Genomic DNA, 20,140 nt, shown 5'->3' with positions numbered 1-20,140 from the left:
TGCCGGTTCAGAACGAGAACCGCGAGGGCTCGGGGAAATTGAGCAGGCGCGGCGCCACGGTGTCCCAGGGCTGGACCGTGTCCCACTTGCTCTCGCTGGTGCGCGTGACGAAATGGGCACGCATCATCGGTTCTTCGCCCACGATCGCGCCGAGGCGGCCGCCGACCTTGAGCGAACCTAGCAGGTTCTGCGGAATGCGCGCGACCGAACCACTGAGCACGATCACGTCGAAGCTCGGGCCGCTCGGCAGCGGCACTGCGCCGTCGGCGTTGCGCACCTCGACGTTGGCAACGCCGTTCTGGCGCAGCGTCTCGGCGGCGCGGGCGGCCAGCACCGGGTCGATCTCGAGCGTGAGCACCTGCGCCGCGCGTTGCGCGAGCAGGGCGGCCATGAAGCCCGAGCCGGTGCCGATCTCGAGCACGGACTCGTGCTTCTGCACATGCAGGTCCTGCAGCATGCGGGCCTCGACCTTGGGCGAGAGCATGACCTGGCCCGGCACGCTGCCGTCGCCGAGCGGGAGCTCCATGTCGAAGAAGGCCAGTCCGCGGTGCGCGGGCGGCACGTACTCTTCGCGCTGGATTGCGGCGAGCAGCTCGAGGATCTCCAGGTCCAGCACATCCCAGGGCCGGATCTGCTGTTCGATCATGTTGAAGCGCAGGCGCTCGAGGTCGGGGGTGGGGTTCATGGCAGGCTTTTCCTTGTGGGGCTCAGGACAAACCTTCAATTTTAGGTGGCCCGGCCAGGGTCCGCCCGGCGCACGAGTCCGTGGAGCACGGTCTCGGCCTGGGTTTCGATGAACTTTGCGGGGTCGAGTGCGACTTCGCCGTCGACGCAGACCATGGCGGAGTGCTTCCAGAGCATCAGGAACACCATCGGTGCCACCACCGCATAGATGGCGTGGTCGACGTCGACCGGTGCGAACTCGCCGCTGTCGATGCCGCGCTGAAGAATGCGCCGCAGCAGCTGGTGGCCCGGGCGGACCACCTCGTTGCGATAGAACTCGGCCAGCTCGGGAAAATTGGCGCCTTCGCTCATCATGAGCTTGGTCAGGCCCGACGCCTTGGTCATGCCGACCCGCTCCCACCACACGCGCATGCAATAACGCAGCATTTCGGCGGTCGTGCCCTCGAAGGCCTCGAACTCCAGGTTCCATTCGGAAAAACGGCCGCTGAGGTTCTCGACCACCACCGCCTTGAAGAGCTCTTCCTTGCTCGGGAAGTAGAGGAACAGGGTGCCCTTGGAGACCCCCGCGCGTGCCGCGACTTCCTCGGCGCGGGTGGCCGCGAAACCCTTCTCGACGAACAGGTCGAGCGCCGCCGCGAGCAGTTCGCCCGGACGCGCCTCCTTGCGGCGCTCGCGCTTGGCGCGGACCGGGCAGATCTTGTCGGCAAGGGAGCGGGGACTGGGCATGATTTTAATGACTCGCGGGTTAGTAATGTAGTGACCCGCGCCCGGTCCGTCAACCCGCGACAATATCGGGTTCCGATTTTTTCCACCTGCCGGTTCCCTCCCTTGTACTTCGCTCGCCCTGCACCTCGGCGTCCGGCCTTGCCGGCGCGCATGCTCGCCGTGCTGCTGGTGGTGGCGCTGTGGTTCGCGGGTTCGCTCGGGCTGGTGCACCGCTCGTTGCACATGCCGGGGCTGGCACAGGCCGCGGTGGCAACGGCCACTGCGCACGCGGAGTTCGACCATCACGGTCATCATCACCACGACCGCGCGCACGCATCCGATGGGCTTGCCAAGCTGTTCGGGGACCATTCGGACGCCGATTGCCGGCTCTACGACCAGTTGTCGGACGGCGCGGGTGTGCCCGGCGTGCCGATGTTGATGCTCCCCGTGCTGCTGCCCTCGGCCACCTTCGCCTGGCTGCAGGGCGAGGCACTCGCGCGCTGGGTCGCGCTGTTCGACGCACGCGGCCCGCCTTCCGCTCGCTGAATCCCTCCGTGTTCGACGGCTGCCCCCGCACTGCGGTCGGCGGCCGGTCGCCCCCTGGTTCAACGAGTGTTCATCATGATTCCCAATTTCCGTCGCAACGCCATCGGCGCTGCCGTCCTTTCGCTCGCGTCGCTGGCCGCCATGGCCCAGACTGCTGCCTCTTCCACCGGCAACGCCACCGCGGCGCCGAGCCTGCCCGAGATCGCCGTCACCGGCAATCCGCTCGGCGCCACCGACCTGATCGCGCCCACCGCCACGCTCTCGGGCGATCGGCTGCTGATGCGCTCCGAGTCGACGCTCGGCCAGACGCTCGACACGCTGCCCGGCGTGAGCAGCAGCTACTTCGGCCCGAACGCGAGTCGCCCGATCATCCGCGGGCTCGATGGCGACCGCATCCGCATCCTGCAGAACGGCGGCGGCGCGCTCGATGCCTCGGCGCTGAGTTACGACCATGCGGTGCCGGTCGACGCGCTGGTCACCGAGCGCATCGAGGTGCTGCGCGGGCCGTCGGCGCTGCAGTACGGCGGCAGCGCAGTGGGCGGCGTGGTCAACGCGATCGACAACCGCATTCCGTCCGAGCCGATCGATGGGTTCGGCGGCCGCGCCGACCTGGGCTATTCGAGCGGCAACAAGGAGAAGAACGGCGGCGTGCTGCTCGAGGGCGGCAACGGCCGCTTCGCGCTGCACGTCGATGCATTCAACCGCGATTCGAAGGACGTTTCGGTGCCGATCGATCTCGAATGCGCCAAGCCCGGGCGCCCGGGGCTTGCGCGCAAGATCTGCAATTCGGCCAACGAAGCGCACGGCGGCGCCCTGGGCGGCACGCTGTTCTTCGACCAGGGCTGGATCGGCGCCTCGGCCAGCACCTACCGCAGCAACTACGGCACCGTGGCCGAGGACGAGGTGACCATCGGCATGAGGTCCGACCGCTATGCGCTCGAAGGCGAATGGCGCCCGGGCGGCTTCATCAGCAGCGTGCGCGCCAAGTTCAGCCACACCGACTACCGCCACACCGAGTTCGAAGGCCGCGAGGCCGGCACCACGTTCTCGAATGTCGGCAACGACCTGCGCATCGAGGCGCGCCACCAGAAGATCGGCAACCTCGAGGGCCTGGTCGGGTTCAGCAGCGAACGCAGCCGCTTCGCCGCGGACGGCGCGGAAGCCTTCGCGCCGCACAGCCGCACGCGCTCCGATGCTCTGTTCCTGCACGAGGAACTCGGCACCTCCTGGGGCCGCCTGAGCTTCGGCGCGCGCACCGAGCGCGTTCGCGTCGCGTCGTTCGGCTATCCCGACGATCCCTCCGTCACGCGCTTCGCGATCGGCGAGCGCAGCTTCAACCCGCACAGCGCCGCCATTGGTGCGCTGGTGAACCTGACTCCGCAATGGCAGCTGACCTCGAACCTCGCCTACACCGAGCGGGCGCCGAAGGACTACGAGATGCTGGCCAACGGCCCCCACCTGGCCACGGTGGCCTGGGAGGTCGGCAACCCGGCGCTCGACAAGGAGCGCTCGACGGGTTTCGACGTCGGCGCGCAATGGAAGTCGGGCGCCAACACCGCGCGCGTCAATGCGTACGTCACGCGCTTTCGCAACTACATCGGCCTGACCGCCTCGGGCCGCACGCTCGACGAGGAAGGCGAGGTGGTGACCGATCCGGAGGCGACCGACACGCTGGCCGAATACCGCTACAACAGCGTGCGCGCGCGCTTCACCGGCATCGAGGCGAGCGGCAACCTGCGCCTGCTGGGCACCGACGGTTTTGCGCGCATGGCCGATGCCGGCACGCTCGACCTCGAATGGCGCGGCGACATCGTGCGTGCGCGCAACCTCGACACCGGCGAGCCGCTGCCACGCATCGCGCCGTTGCGCCTGGGAGCCACGCTGGCCTACGGCAACGGCCCGTGGAGCGCGCGCTTCGGCTTCGACTACAACGCGGCGCAGCGCCGCGTGCCGGGCGTGGGTGCGCGCGAGACGGATGCCTTCACGCTGTGGAACGCATCGATCGCCTACCGCATGAAGGTGCAGCGCGTGAACCTCACCTGGTATGCGCGCATCGACAACATCGGCAACAAGCTGGCCTACAGCCCGACGTCGATTCTGACCACCACCGTCTACCCGAACGCGCCACTGCCGGGTCGTTCGCTCAAGGTCGGGTTGCGCGCGATGTTCTGACGGGGGGCTCGGCTATCCTCGGCCGGTGAATTCCTTCGTCATTTCTTCGCTGCTGCCGGTCGTGCTGCTGATCGGTGCCGGCTACCTTGCCGGCAAGCGCCGCTGGATCGGCGGCGCGGCCGTCAAGGACCTGTCCAACCTGATCTTCCTGCTGCTCGCGCCGGCACTGCTGTTCCGTGCGATGAGCACGGTGCGCGTGGAAGAACTGAGCCTCAAGCCGGTGGCCGCGTACTTCATCGCCTCGGGCCTGCTGTTCGCGGCCACGCTCGCGCTGCGCGGCTTCAACCGCTCGGCCGCGGTCGTCGCGCTGGCCAATACCTACAGCAACACCGTGATGATCGGCATCCCGCTCGTCGGCCTGGCCTACGGCGGCCCGGGGATGGTGGTGCTGCTCACGCTGATCTCGCTGCATTCGCTGGTGCTCTTGACGAGCGCGACCGTGGTGCTCGAACTCGCCGTGGCACGCGAGCAGGCGGCGGGCGCGGGCGGCGGTGCGCAGCCGCAGCGTGCGATGGCCCGCACGGTGCTGCGCGCTTTGCGCAACGCCATCGTCCATCCGGTGCCGATCCCGATCATTGCGGGCCTGCTGTTCGCGCAGACCGGCCTGGTCATGCCCGAGGCCATCGACAAGCCGATCCAGTTGCTCGGCCAGGCCTTCGGTCCGGTGGCGCTCGTGATGGTCGGCATCACCGTGGCGCTCACGCCCATCGGCCGGCACTGGCGCGGTGCGATGGCGCAGGCGCTGGTGAAGAACCTGCTGCATCCGCTGCTGGTGGCCGGCATCGGCCTGTTGCTCGGCGTGCGCGGCATCCCGCTCACGGTGATGGTGGTGGCGGCGGCGCTGCCGATTGGCGCCAACGTGTTCCTGTTCTCGCAGCGCTACCGCACTTCCGAAGACCTCGTTACGGCGAGTGTGGCGATGTCGACCGTGCTGGCCCTGGCCACGCTCACGCTCGTGATGACGCTGGTGCACTGGCTGCCCTGAGGCATTTCTAGCCGCCGTTCTTGCGCACGTGATGGGTGCCTATGCCGTTCGGCAGGGTGGCCATTTGGCGAGATGGCGCAGCGCGCCGGCCGCTTTACAGTCGCTCGCAGATGATTCACCAGGCGCGGTCTTCGCGGTTTCTCGCCATGGCGCCGATCGCGATGGTGACGGCGCTGTGCGGTGCCGTGCCCTCGGCGGCGGCCCCGGCGGCCGGTACCAAGCCGTGCCGGACGCCGTGCCTCGCCATCAAGGCGCCGCCTGTCAGTTCGGTCGAAGCGCCGCCCGCGGCCAGGCCGGTGTCCAGGACGAGGCCGCAACCCGCGGCTGAGTCGAAGCAACAGCCGCCGGCTTCGCTGGAGGTCGCCAGGAAGGCGCCGCCCCCGAAGCGCTGTACCGACATCAACATGCGCGCGGCCGTGGGCGAGCCGCTGTCGGACGAGGACATGAAGATCTTGAGGAGCCAATGCTGATGATGAAGACCCAACCGACGATCGGCTCGGCGCTGCGCGCCTGGGCGCTCGCTGCCGCTGCCGTGCTGCTGGGCGCTGCCTGCGCGCACCGGCCGGCACCGACCGGCGCCATGCCGTTCGACCAGGCCGTGAACCAGGCGGTGGACGATCTGATCGTCCAGACGCAGAAGCTGCCGGCCTTCCTGGCCAAGGTCGAGTCGTCGGTCACGCAGCGCCGCATCGTGATCGACCCGCTGCTCGATGGTGCGAGCGGCCAGCAGACCGAGGTCACGCGCGTGGCCGAGCAGCGCATCGTGCAGCGCATGCAGTCGCAGTTCAAGCAGTTCACCGTCAGTCCGTTCAACAATGCCGAGATCGAGCGTGCGCAATACGTGCTGAACGGCACGCTGGTGCGCGACAAGGAGGCCGCGGACAGCCGCTACCGGCTCAACCTTGCGCTGACCGAGATCAAGAGCGGCGTGGTGATCGCGCAGTCGGTGGCGCGCATCAGCGATGCGAGCCTCGACACGCGGCCCACGGCCTTCTTCCGCGACAGCCCCGTGAACCCGAAGGACCGCGGCGTGGAGGGCTACATCCGCACCGCCGAGACGCAGCCTGGCCAGCCGGCCGATGCGCTCTACCTCGAGCGGCTGCCGACCTCGACGGTGTTGCAGGAAGCCACCGCCGCCTACGAGGCCGGCCGCATGAGCGAAGCCCTGAGCCGCTACGAGGCCGCATCGCGTCGTGCCGATGGGCAGCAGCTGCGCGTCTACAGCGGGCTCTATCTCACGCAGGCCCAGCTCGGCCGCACGGCCGATGCGGAGAAGACCTTCGGCACCCTGGCCCGGCTCGGGCTCGAGACCAACAACCTGAGCGTGAAGTTTCTGTTCAAGCCCGGCTCGACCGACTTCATGGCCGATCCGAAGATCAGTTCGGCCTACCCGATGTGGCTGAGGCAGATTGCGCGCCAGGCGGCGCAGATCGACACCTGCGTGGTGGTCGCCGGCCACACCAGCCGCACCGGCTCCGAGGCGGTGAACGAGCGGCTGTCGCTGCAGCGTGCGGTCTACGTGAGGAACCGGCTCGTGGGCGAGGCGCCGCCGCTCGCGAGAAAGCTGCGCGAGTCGGGCATGGGCTTCCGCGAGAACATCGTGGGCACCGGCGCCGACGATGCGAGCGATGCGCTCGACCGCCGCGTGGAGTTCAAGGTTGCCTCATGTGAGGCTTGACCCACCTTACGGGGCGAGTCGCTCGCGCAGCCAGGCACCGTCTTCCAGCCGGTAGCGCAGCCGGTCGTGCAGGCGGCTCTTGCGGCCTTGCCAGAATTCCCAGCGATCGGGCACGAGCCGGTAGCCGCCCCAGTGCGGCGGACGCGGCGGCGACAGCAGGTGCCGTGCGGCGGCCGCGGCGGCGTTCTTCACGAGCACGTCGCGACCGCTGATGACCTCGCTCTGCGGGCTGGCCCATGCACCGATGCGCGAGTCGAGTGGCCGGCTCGCGAAGTAGGCGTCGCTTTCCTCGGCGCTTGCCTTCTCCACCCGGCCCTCGATGCGCACCACGCGCTCCAGCTCGACCCAGTGGAACTGCAGCGCCGCATACGGGTTGCCCGCGAGCTCGCGGCCCTTGCGGCTTTCGTAGTTGGTGTACCAGACGATGCCGCGCGCGTCGAAACCCTTGATGAGCACGATGCGGCTCGATGGCCGCAGGTCGCCGCCTACGGTGCACAGCGTCATGGCGTTGGGTTCCGGGAGCTGGGCATCGATGGCTTCGCCGAGCCAGCGTTCGAACTGCTTCGACGGATCGCCGTCGCTGTGGGTCTCGCCGAGTTCGGCGCGCTCGTAGCTCTTGCGCAGCGCGGCCAGGCTTTCGTTGGTGAGTGGGGCGGTCATGGCGGGATTGTTGCGCATGCGGAGATACTCGGCGCATGGCAACGGCGAATGCAGCATCCCCGACGGTGATCGTGCTGGCCTCGGGCCGCGGCGAGCGATTCATCGCGGCCGGCGGCACGGGCTCCAAGCTCCAGGCGCCGCTCGCGGGCAGGCCGATGCTCCAGCGCACGATCGATGCGGTGCGCGCGAGCGGACTGCCCTGGCACCTCGAGGATGCGGGGCACCCGGGCATGGGCGATTCGATCGCCGCCGCGGTGCGGGCCACGCCCGATGCGGCGGGCTGGCTCATCCTGCCGGGCGACCTGCCGCTGGTGCTGCCCGAGACGCTGCGCAAAGTGGCGGGCGCGCTCGCGGACCCGGTACGTGCGGTGCAGCCGCACTACCGCGGCGAGCGCGGCCATCCGGTGGGCTTCGGTGCCGGCTGTCGGGCGCAGCTCGCGGCGCTGCAGGGGCCGTCGGGTGCCGCATCGGTGCTCAAGGCCATGCGCGCCGTCGACGCGGTCGCCGAGCTCGAGGTGGACGATGCCGGCATCGTGACCGACATCGACACACCCGAAGCCCTGGCGCGCGCCGAGGCGCTCTGGCGCCAAAGGACATAACCCCGCCCGGAAGCGGCGCCGGGGCGCTCAGCGCCGCGTGATCACCGCGCAGGCGGTGCGGGGGCCCGAGTTGCCCGCCGGCTGGCTCGTGAAGTCGTCGCGATCGCGGTGCACCACGAGCGCACGGCCCACCACGTTGTTCGGAGCGCCCTCGGTCAGCGAGATCGCATGGTTGTCGACGCTGAAGCGCGCCACGCCCTTGGCATCGGCCACGAGGCTCGGCATTTCGCCGGCATGGCTGCCCGCCGCGGCGAACTTGCCGTGCGTGCCACCTGCGGGGTTGAAGTGGCCGCCCGAGGCGTTGCCGTTGTCGCCGCAGTCGCCCTTTTCGTGGATGTGGAAGCCATGCTCGCTGCCCGGCGCCAGGCCGCGCACTTCGCCGGCCACGCGCACGCCATGGTCGAGCGCGGTGAAGGTCACCGTGCCGCGCGTGGGGTTGGGCGAGATCGCCGCGGTGGGCATCAGTTCGGCGGCGGCGCTCGGCTTGCCGCCCATCATGGTGCCGCAGGCCGAAAGCAGGGCGCTGGCGACGAGTGCGGTACCGGTGGCGACGAAAAGACGATGGTTCATGGTTGTTCCTTGGACGGTCCGGAGGAGGGTGCAGAAGAAGGAGGAAATGAAGATTCGCCGGGCGAAGCTTCGTTCTTTTTGTCCGGAGACCCCGGAACATATACCGGAGGCGGCGTCGTCCCGCAATCGGCCGATGCCTCGGACTGCGCCTGGGCCTCCTGGGCCTGCGCCAGCGCAACCAGCCGCGCCAGCGCCGCATCGTGGATCGAATGGCGTGTCAGCTCCATCAGCGTCTGGCGCGCATAGTCGAGCGAGCTGCCGTAGCGGCCCACCGCATGGGTGAAGATGTGGCGGTAGCGGTCTTCGCTGAGTTCGCCGGTGAAGTTGGGGCTTCGCCGCGAGAGCGTGAACGCCAGCGCCCGCACCGGGCCTTCGGGGGTGTTGCACCGCAGCCATCGCGGGTCGTACACGCCCGTGGGCATCTCGCGCAGCCAGAGCCTGCGCAGCGTGTCGAGGGCTTGCGACGAAGGCACGCGGAACACCATGCCGCGGCAGCTTCCGCCCGAGAGCAGCCCGAAGACCAGGCCCGGCACCTGCACGCTGCCACGGTTGACCCGGCTCCACATCTTGAGCGCGCGGTGCCAGCCGTGCACCCAGGCCGGGCGCCGCTCCACGAAGTCGAACTCGGGGCGCCAGATCAACGAGCCATAGCCGAAGAGCCACAGGTCGTCGCGGCCGCCCCACTCGGCGATGGCCTGCGCGAGCAGGGGCGCGGGATCGCGCAGCGGACGGGGCATTGGATCCGGTCCGGGCGGGCCCGGGTCCGACACGGGATTCGGGGGGGTGGCGCCTACAATTTCACGATCATGGTTCACGACACCATTATTCATCGGCCTCTTTCCCCCCTCTCACACGGAGATCGTCCCCCCATGAGCGACCAAGACTCGCAGCAGAATTTCGTACTCGGATTTCTGGTCGCCCTGATCGCGCTGGTGCTCCTGTTCGTGGGGGGCATCGCGTTCTGGCAGCAGGGCCAGCGCGCGGCGCCCGCAGGGCCCGCGGTGGAGTTGGTGGGCGATGCTGAGCCGCCGGAGACCACCACGACCACGGTGAACGAGGTGACCGAGACCGTCACGGTGGTGGTCCCCGACGGCGCGAGCGTCCGCGTCGGCGAAGGCGTCGTGAACTTCTATTTCGCCACCGGCAGCGCCGACCTCGCACCCGGTGCGGCCGAGGCCCTGGCCACGGTGATCCATGGCGTGGAGAGCGGCCGCAAGGCGGTGGTCTCGGGCTTCCACGACACGACCGGCGATCCGGCGCTCAACGAGCGGCTGGCCAAGCAGCGCGCCGACATGGTGCGCGAGGTGCTCGTGGGGCTGGGCGTGCCGCCCGCCAAGATCGACCTGCAGCGGCCGGCGGTCACGGCCGGCTCGGGCAACGACGCGGAAGCGCGCCGGGTCGAAGTCAAGCTGGTGGACTAAGGACGCCCCCCGAAGCGCCTGCGGCGCCTCCCCCCACTGGGGGGCGCACCCGGCGGCCTGGCAAAGCCAGTTCCGCGGGTGCACTGGGCTGGAGCGCGACGATTGGCACCGCCGGGGTGACGGCTTTCGGTCTCGGCCGTGTCATCTTGGTACTATTGAATGCCAGTTCGCAGGTCGCCTACGCGACAGTGGCGGCATGCCGGCAGCGCGACCGAGAACATCCCCATGAGCACACACCCCACCGTCCTTGACGTCACCGATCGCATTCGCGAACGCAGCCGGGGGACGCGCAGCGCGTACCTCCAGCGCCTCGCCGAGATCCGCAACCGCGACCGCGGGGCCGACCGCATGGGCTGCGCCAACGTCGCGCATGCCGTGGCCGGCATTCCCGCCAACGACAAATTTCGCGTGGTGGCCGAGCGCGCACCCAACATCGGCGTCGTTACCGCCTACAACGACATGCTCTCGGCCCATGCGCCGTACCAGGGCTACCCCGACATCATCAAGCACGAGGCGCGCAGCCTCGGCGCCACCGCCCAGGTGGCCGGCGGCGTGCCGGCGATGTGCGACGGCGTCACGCAGGGCACGCCCGGCATGGAACTGAGCCTGTTCAGCCGCGACGTCATCGCCATGGGCACCGCGGTCGCGCTCACGCACGACATGTTCGACGGCGCGCTGATGCTCGGCGTGTGCGACAAGATCGTGCCCGGCCTCTTGATCGGCGCGCTGCACTTCGGCCACCTGCCCACCGTGTTCGTGCCCGCCGGGCCGATGCCCTCGGGCCTGTCGAACGGCGAGAAGTCGAAGGTGCGCGAGCAGGCGGCCCAGGGCCTCGTCGGACGGCAGGGCCTGCTCGACGCCGAGATGGCGGCCTATCACACCGTGGGCACCTGCACCTTCTACGGCACCGCCAACAGCAACCAGATGCTGCTCGAGGCCATGGGCCTGCACGTGCCCGGCACCGCGTTCATCCAGCCCGGCGACACGATGCGCGAAGCGCTCACGCGCGAGGCCGTGCGCACGGTGCTCGGCAAGGCGGGCGACAAGCCATGGCAGTGTCCGCCGATCGGCGAACTCGTCGACGAGCGCTGCATCGTCAACGCCATGGTGGCGCTGCTCGCCACGGGCGGTTCCACCAACCACCTGATCCACTGGGTGGCCGTGGCGCGTTCGGCCGGCATCGTGATCGACTGGGACGACTTCTCGCGGCTCTCCGACATCGTGCCGCTGCTCACGCGCGTCTATCCCAACGGCAGCGCCGACGTGAACGGCTTCCAGGCCGCGGGCGGTCCCGGCTTCGTCATCGGCGAACTGCTCGACGCGGGCCTCATGCATGCCGACGTGCTGACCGTGCGCGCCGGCGGCCTCCGCGAATTCGCGAGCATCCCAGCGCTGGCGGGCGACGGCCGGCTGGCCTGGCATGTGGCGGCGCCCTCGAAGGACGAAGCCATTGCACGGCCGGTGCGCGAGCCCTTCAGCGCCACCGGCGGCCTGAAGCTGCTCAACGGCAACCTCGGGCGCTGCGTGATCAAGGTGTCGTCGGTGCCCGACGACCGCCATGTGATCGAAGCCCCCGCGCGCGTCTTCGATTCGCAGGCCGCGCTGCAGCAGGCCTTCACCGCGGGCGAGCTCGACCGCGATGTCGTCTGCGTGGTGCGCTGGCAGGGGCCGCGCGCCAACGGCATGCCCGAACTGCACAAGCTCACGCCGCCGTTGTCGGTGCTGCAGGGCAAGGGCTTCCGCGTGGCGCTGGTCACAGACGGCCGCATGAGCGGCGCCTCGGGCAAGGTGCCCGCCGCGATCCACGTCTCGCCCGAGGCCGCCGCCGGCGGGCCGCTCGCCAAGGTGCGCGACGGCGACGTCATCCGGCTCGATGCGGTGGCGGGTACGCTCGCGGTGCTGGTGCCCGACGACGAATGGGCCGAGCGCGAGACCGCGACAATGCCCGAGGCCCAACGCATCGCCGATGGCCACGGCCTCGGCCGCGAACTGTTCGCCGGCATGCGGCGCAACGCACTCACCGCAGAAGAAGGAGCCTGCTCATGGCTATGAAGAACACACTCACCGCGCTCGACGTCATGCGCGATGCACCAGTCATCCCGGTCATCGTGCTGCACGACGTGAAGCATGCGATTCCGCTCGCGCGCGCCCTGGTGGCCGGCGGCATCCGCATGCTCGAGGTCACGCTGCGCACGCCGCAGGCGCTCGAATGCATCGAGGCCATCGCGAAGGAAGTGCCCGAGGCCGTGGCCGGCGCCGGCACCATCCGCAGCGCAGCCGACGCGCAGGCCTCGGCCCTCGCGGGCGCGAAGTTCGGCGTGAGCCCGGGCTACACGCGCGCAGTGGGCAAGGCCTGCCACGACCTGGGCCTGCCGCTGCTGCCGGGTGTGGCCACGGGCAGCGAGATCATGACCGCGCAGGAAGACGGCTACACCGCGCTCAAGTTCTTTCCGGCGCTTCAGGCCGGCGGGCTGCCGATGCTGAAGGCCTGGCAGGGACCGTTCGGCGAGGTGAGCTTCTGTCCGACGGGCGGCATCCATGCCGGCAACGCGGCCGAGTTCCTCGCGCTGTCGAACGTGGCGTGCGTGGGTGGTTCGTGGATCGTGCCGACCGATGCGATCCGCGACGGCGACTGGGCACGCATTGAGCAGTTGGCACGCGCCGCGAGCCAGCTGGCGCGCTGAGATGAACGCCGATCATTTCGACGCGAGCGACCTTCGGGTCATCGCGTTCGACGTCTTCGGCACCGTGGTCGACTGGCACAGCGGCATCGCCGCCGAGGTCGAGCAGGCGCTGCCTGGCGTGGATGGCGCGAGCTTCGCGCTCGCCTGGCGCGCCGGCTACCAGCCGGCGATGAAGTCGGTGATGGAGCGCATCGCGGCGGGCGAGGGCGGCTTCACGCTGCTCGACGAACTGCACCTGAGCATGCTCGAGCAGGTGCTGCGCGACTTCGGCGCGACCGAGCGGCTCGATGCCGCCGCCAAGCGCCAACTGAGCCGCGCCTGGCACCGGTTGCCCGCCTGGCCCGATGCGGTCGAGGGGCTCACGCGGCTCAAGAAGAAGTTCACGATCTGCACGCTGTCCAACGGCAACCTCGGCCTGTTGACCGAGATGGCCAAGCGCGCCGGGCTGCCGTGGGACTGCGTGCTCTCGGCCGAGGTTTTCAAGGCCTACAAGCCCGACCCGCGCACCTACCTCGGCGTGGCGGGCGTGTTCGATGCCACGCCCGGGCAAGTGATGCTTGCGGCCGCGCACCACGACGACCTTGCCGCAGCGCGCGTCTGCGGCCTCAAGACCGCCTACATCGAGCGGCCTTTCGAATACGGCCGCGCGCAGCCCAAGGACGTGTCGCCGAATCCCGAGAACAGCCTGCACGCGCGGGACATCGTCGAACTGGCCGAGCTGCTGGGCTGCTGACGGCCAGGGCGTTGTTGCGCCTTCGGTTCAGCGCAGTCCGCCGCCCTCGGCGCTTTCCGCGCGCTGGATCAGCTCGATCTTGTAGCCGTCCGGGTCGGTCACGAAGGCGATCACCGTGGTGCCGCCCTTCACCGGACCGGCTTCGCGCGTTACGTTGCCGCCGGCCGTCTTGATCTTCTCGCAGGCCGCATACGCATCGGGCACGCCGAGCGCGATGTGGCCGTAGGCGGTGCCGAGCTCGTAGCGCTCGGTGCCCCAGTTGTAGGTGAGTTCGATCTCGGCCTGCTCGGGGTTGCCGTTGCCGTAGCCCACGAAGGCCAGGCTGTACTTGTACTCGGGGTTCTCCGAGGTGCGCAGCAGGTTCATGCCGAGGACCTTGGTATAGAAGTCGATAGATCGCTGCAGGTTGCCGACGCGCAGCATGGTGTGGAGAAGTCGCATCTCGTGGGTTCTCTCTCTGTGTCGTTGTGGGGGAAGGCGTCTATTCTCGGCCTTCGGCCAGGGTGAGCAAGTGCGCCTCGTGCTTGCGCAGGAATTCGCGCAGGTGCGCCGGGTATTCGGGCACCACTGCATGGCGCACGCTGGGCCGCGCGGCCAGCGCATGGCGCCAGGCAACGACCTTGGGCAGCGCATCGAACAGGTGCGAGTCACTGATGGCGTCGAACACCTCGAAGTAGCGGAAGACCGGTGCGAACACCGCATCGACCAGGCTGAAGTCCTGGCCTGCGAAGTAGGGGCCCGCGCCGAGCGCGGCCTCGACGCGCGCGAACTTGGCCGCGAGCGCTTGCCGCTTCTGCGCGAACACCTCGGCGTCGCGCGTGGTCTCGTAGCCCCACAGGTCGGCGAGGATCGCCGAGCCGAACTCCATCCATGCGCGGTGTTCGGCGCGTGCGAGTGGGTCCTGCGGATGCAGGCGCGGGCCCGGCTGCGTCTCTTCGAGGTATTCGCAAATCACGTTGCTCTCGAACAGAACGGCTTCGCCGCTACCGTCGCTGCGCTCGACTTTCAGCAGCGGCACCTTGCCGAGCGGCGAGATGTCCAGGAACCACTGCGGCTTGTTCGCAAGATCGATGACGATGCGTTCGAAGGGCACGTTCTTCTCGAGCAGCGCGATGGCGGCACGCTGCACGTAGGGGCACAGCAGGTGGCTGACGAGGGTGAGGGACTGTGGCATGGCTTTGCGTTCTCGCTCGGGGTTGTGGTCGGTCGGCCGCGATTCTTGCGGCTTGCGAAAACCTTTTCCCGAAAAGCCCATCCGCCTTTTGGGCGGCTTGTGCTAAGGCGCGGCCGTGTCGAGCCAGTGCGTGATGCGCCCGCCATGCATCACGCCGATGCGGTCGGCCATCGCGTGGGCTTCGGCTTCGTTGTGCGTGACGAGGATGGCGGTCTGGCCGGCGCGCTTGAGGATGCCGCGCACCTCCTGCGTCAGGCGCTCGCGCGTGCCACCGTCGAGGTTGGAGAAGGGCTCGTCGAGCAGCAGCAGCGCGGGCGAAGGCGCCAGGGCGCGCGCGAGCGCGATGCGCTGCTGCTGGCCGCCCGAGAGTTCGTGCGGAAAGCGCTCGTCCGCATCGGCCAGGCCCACGAGCGCCAGCATCTCCGACACGCGCGCCTGCTGCTGCGCGCGCGCCAGCCGGCGCAGGCCGAAGGCCACGTTGCGGCCGGCCGAGAGGTGCGGAAACAGCGCGTACTCCTGGAACATCATGCCCACGTGCCGCTCTTCGGGCGGCAGGTGCACCTGGGGCGACGAGAGCAGCACCTCGCCGAGCCGGATGCTGCCCGCGCGTACGGGCTCGAAGCCCGCGATCGCGCGCAGCACCGTGGTCTTGCCGCAGCCCGACGGACCGAACAGGCAGGCGATGCCGCCGGCCGGCAGGTCCAGCGAGAAGTCGCTCACCACGGTGTGCAGGCCGCTTTTCGGCGTTTCGTACGCGAGCTGGATCGCTTCGATGGAAAGGGGAACGCTCATGGGGAATCCGGGGGCGGCAGCGCCGAAGGCGTGCCGAGTTGATGGCGCGCGAGCAGCACCACGGGCAGCAGGCCGGCCACCACGATGGCCAGCGCGGCGATCGCGCCTTCTTCGTAGGTGCCGCGCGCGGCCTCGGCATAGAGCCAGGTGGCGAGCGTGTCGAAGTTGGCCGGCCGCAGCAGCAGCGTGGCGGGCAGTTCCTTCATCGCATCGACGAACACCAGCAGTGCGCCCGTGGCGATGGCCGGCTGCAGCAGCGGCAGGTGCACGCGGCGCAGCGTGCCGCCCGTGGTTTCACCGAGAAGGCGCGACGCCTGTTCGATCGCGGGCGGGATGCGCGCGAGCCCGGCCTCGATGCCGCCGACCGGCATGGCCAGAAAGCGTATCGCGCAGGCCACCACCAGCACCACGCCCGCGGCCATCAGCGGCAGGCCCGGCAGGCCGAGCAGACCGGCCAGCGCGGCGTCGAAGGCGAGGGCGGGCGTGAGCAGTCCGATGGCGAGCACCGTGCCCGGCAGCGCATAGCCCAGCGTGGCCGCGCGGGCCTGCCAGCGCGCACGGTTGGGCCGCGTGCCCTGGCTGCGCGTGGCCCATGCCACGACGAGCCCGGCCGCCACCGCCACCACCGTGACACCGGCGGCCAGCGTGATCGTGTTGCCGAGGCTGGCCAGCAGGCCCTGCGAAATGCCGCTGCCCTGGTGCAGCCGCTTGGCGCTTTCCCACACCAGGTAGAGCGCCGGCGCCACGAAGCCGATCACCACCGGTAGCGCGGCCGTGGCCGTGGCCAGCCAGGCGGCGCTGCCGTGCAGGCGACGGGGCTGGATGGCGCGCATGCGCTGCGCCGAGCCGAAGCGCTGGTGGCGCCGGCCGTTGCGCTCGAGCCAGACCAGCGCCACCACCACGAGCAGCATGGCGCAGGCGATCTGCGCCGCGCCCGCGAGGTCGGAACGCGTGATCCAGGTGGTGTAGACCGCCACCGTGAGCGTGTTGACGCCGAGGAATTCCGAAGCGCCGATGTCGTTGAGCGTTTCGAGCAGCGCCAGGCTCAAGCCCACGGCCAGCGCGGGCCGTGCGAGCGGCAGCGCCACGCGGAAGAACGCGCCGCGCCGGCTTTCGCCCAGCGTGCGCGCGGCCTCCAGCAGGTGCGCGGGCTGCGTCATGAACATGGCGCGCGCGGTCATGTAGACGTAGGGGTACAGCACGAAGCCGAGTACGAAGATCGCCCCTGGCATCGAGCGCAGGTCGGGCAGGCGAAATTGCCTTGGGCTCTCGAAGCCCAGCATCCAGCGGATCGCGCCCTGCACCGGCCCGATGGGGTGCAGCAGGTCGAGGTAGGCGAAGGCGACGATGTAGGTCGGCATCGCGAGCGGCAGCAGCAGTGCCCAATGCAGGACGCGCCGGCCCGGGAAGTCGCAGGCCGTGACCAGCCAGGCGCAGCCGGTGCCGATGACCAGCACCAGCGTGCCGACGCCCGCCAGCAGCAGCGCCGTGTTGAGCGCCGCCTGCGGCAGCACGTGCGCGAACAGCGGCCCCCACTGGGCGAAACCGGCGCCCAGGGCAAGCCAGCCGAGCGCCAGCACCGGCGCCAACACGCCGAGCGCGATGGCCAGCGAAGCGAAGCGCCAGGCCGGGCCTGCGGCTTGCAGTCCCGGCGGCTGGCGCCGAGTGATCAGCATGCGGGCACCGGCAAGGTGTATCCCGCCGTCTCCATCACTGATCGAAGCCGACCTTGTCGACGAGGGCGCTGGCCTGCTTGCGATGCTTGGCAATCTCGGTCAGCGGCAGCGGGTCGACCTTCAGCTCGCCGATGCTCTGCCCGATGATCGGATCGAGCGCCACACCCTTGCGCACCGGGTATTCGTAGTTGGCCTGCGCGTAGAGCGCCTGCGCCGGTTCGGACACCAGGAACTCGAGCAGCTTGACCGCGTTCTCGCGCTGGGGCGCGTTCTTCGCCACGGCCGCGCCGCTGATGTTGACGTGCGTGCCGCCGCTCTTGGCGCTGGCGAAGGTCGGGCGCACCACCTTGATGGCATCGCCCCACTTGCGCGCGTCGGTGCCTTCCTTGGCGCTCTTCATCTGGCCGACGTAGTACGAGTTGGCCAGGCCGACGTCGCAGATGCCGCCGAGGATGTCGCGCGCCACGTCGCGGTCGCCGCCCGTGGCCTTGCGCGCGAGGTTGGCCTTCACGCCGCGCAGCCACTGCTCGGTCTTGGCTTCGCCGTCGTGCGCGATCATGGCGGCGATCAGCGCCGTGTTGTAGGGGTGCTGGCCGGCGCGGATGCAGACCTTGCCCTTGTACTTGGGGTTCGCCAGGTCTTCATAGCGGAAGCTGGTGATCGGCTGGGTCTTGTCGGCGTAGAGCACGCGCGCGCGCAGCGAGAGCGCGAACCATTGGCCGTCGGCGCCGCGCAGGTTGGCCGGCACAGCCGATTCGAGCGCGGTCGACTTCACGGGCTGCGTCACACCGCCGTCGACCAGGTCGATGAGGTTGCCGATGTCCACCGTCATCAGCACGTCGGCCGGCGAGCGCGCGCCCTCGGCCTTGACGCGTTCGAGCAGGCCGTCCTTCACGAAGACCGTGTTCACCTTGATCTTGCTCTGGGCGCTGAAGGCCGAGATCAGCGGCTGGATCAAACCGGGCTCGCGCGTCGTGTAGAGCGTGAGCTCGTCGTTGGCGGCATGGGCGGGCAGCGCGGCAACTGCCAGCCAGGCGGCGCTCACGCCGATCAGTGCGCGTGCGGCGCGGCCTTGAATGCCGAAGCGGTCGGTCATGAAGGAATCCTCCTGTGCGGGTGTGTGTTTTGGAAACCATCGCCACAAATCGCTGACGATGCGAATCATTATCACTGCGTACGACGGGAATCGACTGCCTTGGACTTACATGGCAGTGGGCTACTCGACCCAGCGACAGGCCTCGGCCGGCGCGGCGCGCGAAGTTCGGAAGCCATTGGCCGGATGTGACGGATCCTCGAAGCCGAACGCGATGCCGCACACCACTTGGCGGTCGTCGGGAATGTCGAACCAGCGGCGCAGGAAGCGGGCGCGCGAGGCGACGGCGGCCTGGGCGATGCTCGCGACGCCCAGGCTGCGCGCGGCCAGCATGAAGTTGTGCACGTAGGCGCCGCAATCGAGCACGCCGTAGGTGCCGAGCGCGGCCTCGGTGGTGACGAGCGCCAGGTGGGGCGCGCCGAAGAACTTGAAGTTCTGCTGCGCCTGACGCTGCGAGGCTTCGCGGTCGCCGCGCGCGACGCCGACGCTCTCATAGAGCTGGAAGCCGCACTCGCGGCGGCGCGCCTGGTACACGCCGCGGTATTCCGCAGGCGGCGCGATGTCGTAACCGACCTCGGCCGCGGCTTCGGGTGTATCGAAGGCCTGGCGCAAGCGCTCGGTGGCCGCGGCGCTGGTCACGATCACCTGCCACGGTTGCGAATTGCACCAGGACGCGGTGCGCTGCGCCGCTTGAAGGATCGCGTCGATGGTGTCGCGCGGCACCGGCTGCGGCAGGTACCCGCGGCAGCTGTAGCGCTCGGCGAGCAGCGCCTGCAGCACGGCGGCGGGCGAGGGCGCCGGCCCGGGGCTGGACGGCATGGCGGAGTCCGGGCTCATGGTTTGGCCGGCGGCGCTTCGAATACCAGGCAGGTCGTGGTGGCGTGCGCATACAACGTGCCGTCGGGCCCGAAGAGCCGTGCCTCGGCGGTGGCGAGCTGCCGGCCGCAGTGGATCACCTTGCCCTCGGCGCGCACGCGTTGCACCTTGGGCGTGAGGCCCTTGACGTAGTTCACGCTGAGTTCGGCGGTGGTGTAGCCGCGCCCGGGCGGCATCATGGTGTGGACCGAGCAGCCCAGCGCAGAGTCGAGCAGCGTGGCGGCCCAGCCGCCATGGATGGTGCCGAGCGGGTTCAGGTGCTGCGCGAGCGGTGTGCCCTGGAACACCGCAAGGCCGGGGCCCACCGACAGCAGCATGAAGTCGAGCGTCTTCGCGATGGCGGCAAACGGGATCTCGCCGTTCAGCATCGCCTGCATCGTCTCGAGCCCGGTCTTGCCGGCGATCTGCTCGGGGCGGGCCAGGCCCGGGCCGGGGCCGTTCTCGATCCGTTCGGCGACCTGCCGCTCTTCGGCGATCCATGCATCGAGTTGGGATGTGGTTGTCATTCCTGAGTCTCTCCTGTGGTCATTGTCGCGCATGGTAGCTTGCATATGCAACGGTTGTATCTACAATCGCGCTCCATGGACACCCCAACCAAGCCTCGCGGCTGCACCAGCTTCAAGGTGCGGCAGCTCACGCGCCGCCTTTCGCAGTACTACGACGCCGAGGTTTCGAAGAGCGGCCTCAAGACGACGCAATACTCGCTGCTGTCGAACCTGCGGCGGCTGGGCCCGGTGCGGCCGGTCGACTTTGCGGCCGAGCTCAAGATGACGGCTTCGACGCTGAGCCGCAACCTGCAGCCGCTGATCGCCGCGGGCTGGGTGGAGCAGGGTGCGGGCGCCGATGCACGCAGCCGTCTGCTGGTGCTCACGCCCGAAGGCGACACCAAGTGGCGCGAGGCGCAGCAGCACTGGAAGACCGCGCAGCAGAACCTGAATGCCCTGCTCGGCCTGGAGCGCGTGCTGGCGCTGCACCAGCTGATCGACGAGTCGCTCGACCTGCTGGGCGCCGATGGCGCGCCGGACCTGCCGGACTGACGGTTTCGCATACCCCCCGTTTCTCCCACTCACTCCGCCGAGCAGCGCAAGAGGT

The 20,140-nt window shown here is 69.4% G+C and carries 23 protein-coding genes; 10 read left to right on the top strand and 13 right to left on the bottom strand.

Annotated elements, in window-relative coordinates:
* Positions 1–7 precede the first annotated feature (7 nt).
* Both AC3A6J_RS02100 and AC3A6J_RS02095 read right to left on the bottom strand, forming a co-directional pair.
* Complete coding sequence (locus tag AC3A6J_RS02100) at positions 8–685, bottom strand: protein-L-isoaspartate O-methyltransferase family protein (protein WP_487858237.1); 678 nt, start codon at positions 683–685, stop codon at positions 8–10.
* Between the two features lie 41 nt (positions 686–726).
* Entirely contained in the window at positions 727–1,410 is a 684-nt protein-coding gene (locus tag AC3A6J_RS02095) for a TetR/AcrR family transcriptional regulator (RefSeq protein WP_487858236.1), read from the bottom strand.
* A gap of 150 nt (positions 1,411–1,560) precedes the next feature.
* On the opposite strand from AC3A6J_RS02095, the gene AC3A6J_RS02090 reads away from it, so the two are divergent.
* The 3 genes from AC3A6J_RS02090 to AC3A6J_RS02080 all read left to right on the top strand — a co-directional run bounded on the left by AC3A6J_RS02090 (position 1,561) and on the right by AC3A6J_RS02080 (position 5,092).
* Positions 1,561–1,935 carry a hypothetical protein gene (locus tag AC3A6J_RS02090; RefSeq protein ID WP_487858235.1) on the top strand — a complete coding sequence of 125 codons (375 nt, stop codon included), beginning with the start codon at positions 1,561–1,563 and terminating at the stop codon, positions 1,933–1,935.
* A 75-nt stretch (positions 1,936–2,010) separates the two neighbouring features.
* On the top strand, positions 2,011–4,107 hold the full coding sequence (locus tag AC3A6J_RS02085) for a TonB-dependent receptor (RefSeq protein ID WP_487858234.1): 2,097 nt from the start codon (positions 2,011–2,013) through the stop codon (positions 4,105–4,107).
* A 25-nt stretch (positions 4,108–4,132) separates the two neighbouring features.
* The gene (locus AC3A6J_RS02080; RefSeq protein WP_487858233.1) at positions 4,133–5,092 is read left to right on the top strand and encodes an AEC family transporter; all 960 of its coding nucleotides are present in this window, start codon (positions 4,133–4,135) and stop codon (positions 5,090–5,092) included.
* Between the two features lie 115 nt (positions 5,093–5,207).
* Here AC3A6J_RS02080 and AC3A6J_RS02075 read toward each other — a convergent pair whose 3' ends face one another.
* A complete protein-coding gene (locus tag AC3A6J_RS02075; protein ID WP_487858232.1) occupies positions 5,208–5,537 on the bottom strand; it encodes a hypothetical protein in 330 nt (109 codons plus the stop codon).
* A gap of 18 nt (positions 5,538–5,555) precedes the next feature.
* Between AC3A6J_RS02075 and AC3A6J_RS02070 the strand changes: the two genes are divergently transcribed.
* Positions 5,556–6,770 (top strand): OmpA family protein, encoded by a 1,215-nt coding sequence (locus AC3A6J_RS02070; protein WP_487858231.1) that lies wholly within the window; start codon positions 5,556–5,558, stop codon positions 6,768–6,770.
* 6 nt (positions 6,771–6,776) lie between these two features.
* Here the strand turns inward: AC3A6J_RS02070 and pdxH are convergent, their stop codons facing one another.
* Positions 6,777–7,430 (bottom strand): pyridoxamine 5'-phosphate oxidase, encoded by a 654-nt coding sequence (gene pdxH, locus AC3A6J_RS02065; protein ID WP_487858230.1) that lies wholly within the window; start codon positions 7,428–7,430, stop codon positions 6,777–6,779.
* A gap of 35 nt (positions 7,431–7,465) precedes the next feature.
* Between pdxH and AC3A6J_RS02060 the strand changes: the two genes are divergently transcribed.
* Positions 7,466–8,029 carry a nucleotidyltransferase family protein gene (locus tag AC3A6J_RS02060; protein WP_487858229.1) on the top strand — a complete coding sequence of 188 codons (564 nt, stop codon included), beginning with the start codon at positions 7,466–7,468 and terminating at the stop codon, positions 8,027–8,029.
* Positions 8,030–8,056: 27 nt separating this feature from the next.
* Here AC3A6J_RS02060 and AC3A6J_RS02055 read toward each other — a convergent pair whose 3' ends face one another.
* Together AC3A6J_RS02055 and AC3A6J_RS02050 are read right to left on the bottom strand one after the other, a co-directional pair.
* Positions 8,057–8,599: a superoxide dismutase family protein gene (locus AC3A6J_RS02055; RefSeq protein ID WP_487858228.1), complete on the bottom strand. Its 543-nt coding sequence runs from the start codon at positions 8,597–8,599 to the stop codon at positions 8,057–8,059.
* Positions 8,596–9,336, bottom strand: a complete 741-nt coding sequence (locus AC3A6J_RS02050) for a gamma-glutamylcyclotransferase (protein WP_487858227.1) — start codon at positions 9,334–9,336, stop codon at positions 8,596–8,598. The genes AC3A6J_RS02055 and AC3A6J_RS02050 overlap by 4 nt, the downstream gene beginning before the upstream one ends.
* Positions 9,337–9,468: 132 nt before the next feature.
* Here AC3A6J_RS02050 and AC3A6J_RS02045 point away from each other — a divergent pair, with 132 nt between their 5' ends.
* From AC3A6J_RS02045 to AC3A6J_RS02030, 4 genes are all read left to right on the top strand, one after another.
* Positions 9,469–10,020, top strand: coding sequence for an OmpA family protein (locus tag AC3A6J_RS02045; protein WP_487858226.1), 552 nt, complete (start codon positions 9,469–9,471; stop codon positions 10,018–10,020).
* Positions 10,021–10,245: 225 nt separating this feature from the next.
* On the top strand, positions 10,246–12,072 hold the full coding sequence (gene edd, locus AC3A6J_RS02040) for a phosphogluconate dehydratase (protein WP_487858225.1): 1,827 nt from the start codon (positions 10,246–10,248) through the stop codon (positions 12,070–12,072).
* Positions 12,069–12,704, top strand: a complete 636-nt coding sequence (gene eda, locus AC3A6J_RS02035; RefSeq protein WP_487858626.1) for a bifunctional 4-hydroxy-2-oxoglutarate aldolase/2-dehydro-3-deoxy-phosphogluconate aldolase — start codon at positions 12,069–12,071, stop codon at positions 12,702–12,704. The genes edd and eda overlap by 4 nt, the downstream gene beginning before the upstream one ends.
* 1 nt (position 12,705) lies before the next feature.
* The gene (locus AC3A6J_RS02030) at positions 12,706–13,437 is read left to right on the top strand and encodes a haloacid dehalogenase type II (RefSeq protein ID WP_487858224.1); all 732 of its coding nucleotides are present in this window, start codon (positions 12,706–12,708) and stop codon (positions 13,435–13,437) included.
* Between the two features lie 27 nt (positions 13,438–13,464).
* Here AC3A6J_RS02030 and gloA read toward each other — a convergent pair whose 3' ends face one another.
* The 7 genes from gloA to AC3A6J_RS01995 form a co-directional block, all read right to left on the bottom strand.
* The gene (gene gloA / locus AC3A6J_RS02025; protein WP_487858223.1) at positions 13,465–13,878 is read right to left on the bottom strand and encodes a lactoylglutathione lyase; all 414 of its coding nucleotides are present in this window, start codon (positions 13,876–13,878) and stop codon (positions 13,465–13,467) included.
* 40 nt (positions 13,879–13,918) lie between these two features.
* Positions 13,919–14,611, bottom strand: coding sequence for a glutathione S-transferase family protein (locus AC3A6J_RS02020; protein ID WP_487858222.1), 693 nt, complete (start codon positions 14,609–14,611; stop codon positions 13,919–13,921).
* A 102-nt stretch (positions 14,612–14,713) separates the two neighbouring features.
* On the bottom strand, positions 14,714–15,403 hold the full coding sequence (locus AC3A6J_RS02015) for an ABC transporter ATP-binding protein (protein WP_487858221.1): 690 nt from the start codon (positions 15,401–15,403) through the stop codon (positions 14,714–14,716).
* Positions 15,400–17,079 carry an ABC transporter permease gene (locus AC3A6J_RS02010; RefSeq protein WP_487858220.1) on the bottom strand — a complete coding sequence of 560 codons (1,680 nt, stop codon included), beginning with the start codon at positions 17,077–17,079 and terminating at the stop codon, positions 15,400–15,402. Before AC3A6J_RS02010 ends, AC3A6J_RS02015 begins: the two co-directional genes overlap by 4 nt.
* 34 nt (positions 17,080–17,113) lie before the next feature.
* On the bottom strand, positions 17,114–18,175 hold the full coding sequence (locus AC3A6J_RS02005) for a Fe(3+) ABC transporter substrate-binding protein (protein WP_487858219.1): 1,062 nt from the start codon (positions 18,173–18,175) through the stop codon (positions 17,114–17,116).
* Between the two features lie 120 nt (positions 18,176–18,295).
* Positions 18,296–18,991: a nitroreductase gene (locus AC3A6J_RS02000; protein ID WP_487858218.1), complete on the bottom strand. Its 696-nt coding sequence runs from the start codon at positions 18,989–18,991 to the stop codon at positions 18,296–18,298.
* 14 nt (positions 18,992–19,005) lie between these two features.
* Complete coding sequence (locus AC3A6J_RS01995) at positions 19,006–19,554, bottom strand: PaaI family thioesterase (RefSeq protein ID WP_487858217.1); 549 nt, start codon at positions 19,552–19,554, stop codon at positions 19,006–19,008.
* 75 nt (positions 19,555–19,629) lie between these two features.
* On the opposite strand from AC3A6J_RS01995, the gene AC3A6J_RS01990 reads away from it, so the two are divergent.
* Positions 19,630–20,085: a MarR family winged helix-turn-helix transcriptional regulator gene (locus tag AC3A6J_RS01990; protein ID WP_487858216.1), complete on the top strand. Its 456-nt coding sequence runs from the start codon at positions 19,630–19,632 to the stop codon at positions 20,083–20,085.
* Positions 20,086–20,140 lie beyond the last annotated feature (55 nt).

This window comes from Variovorax sp. Soil_C_39, assembly GCF_057656815.1.
Note: the sequence above shows the minus strand (reverse complement) of the source record. Positions and strands in the feature narration are given on the sequence as shown.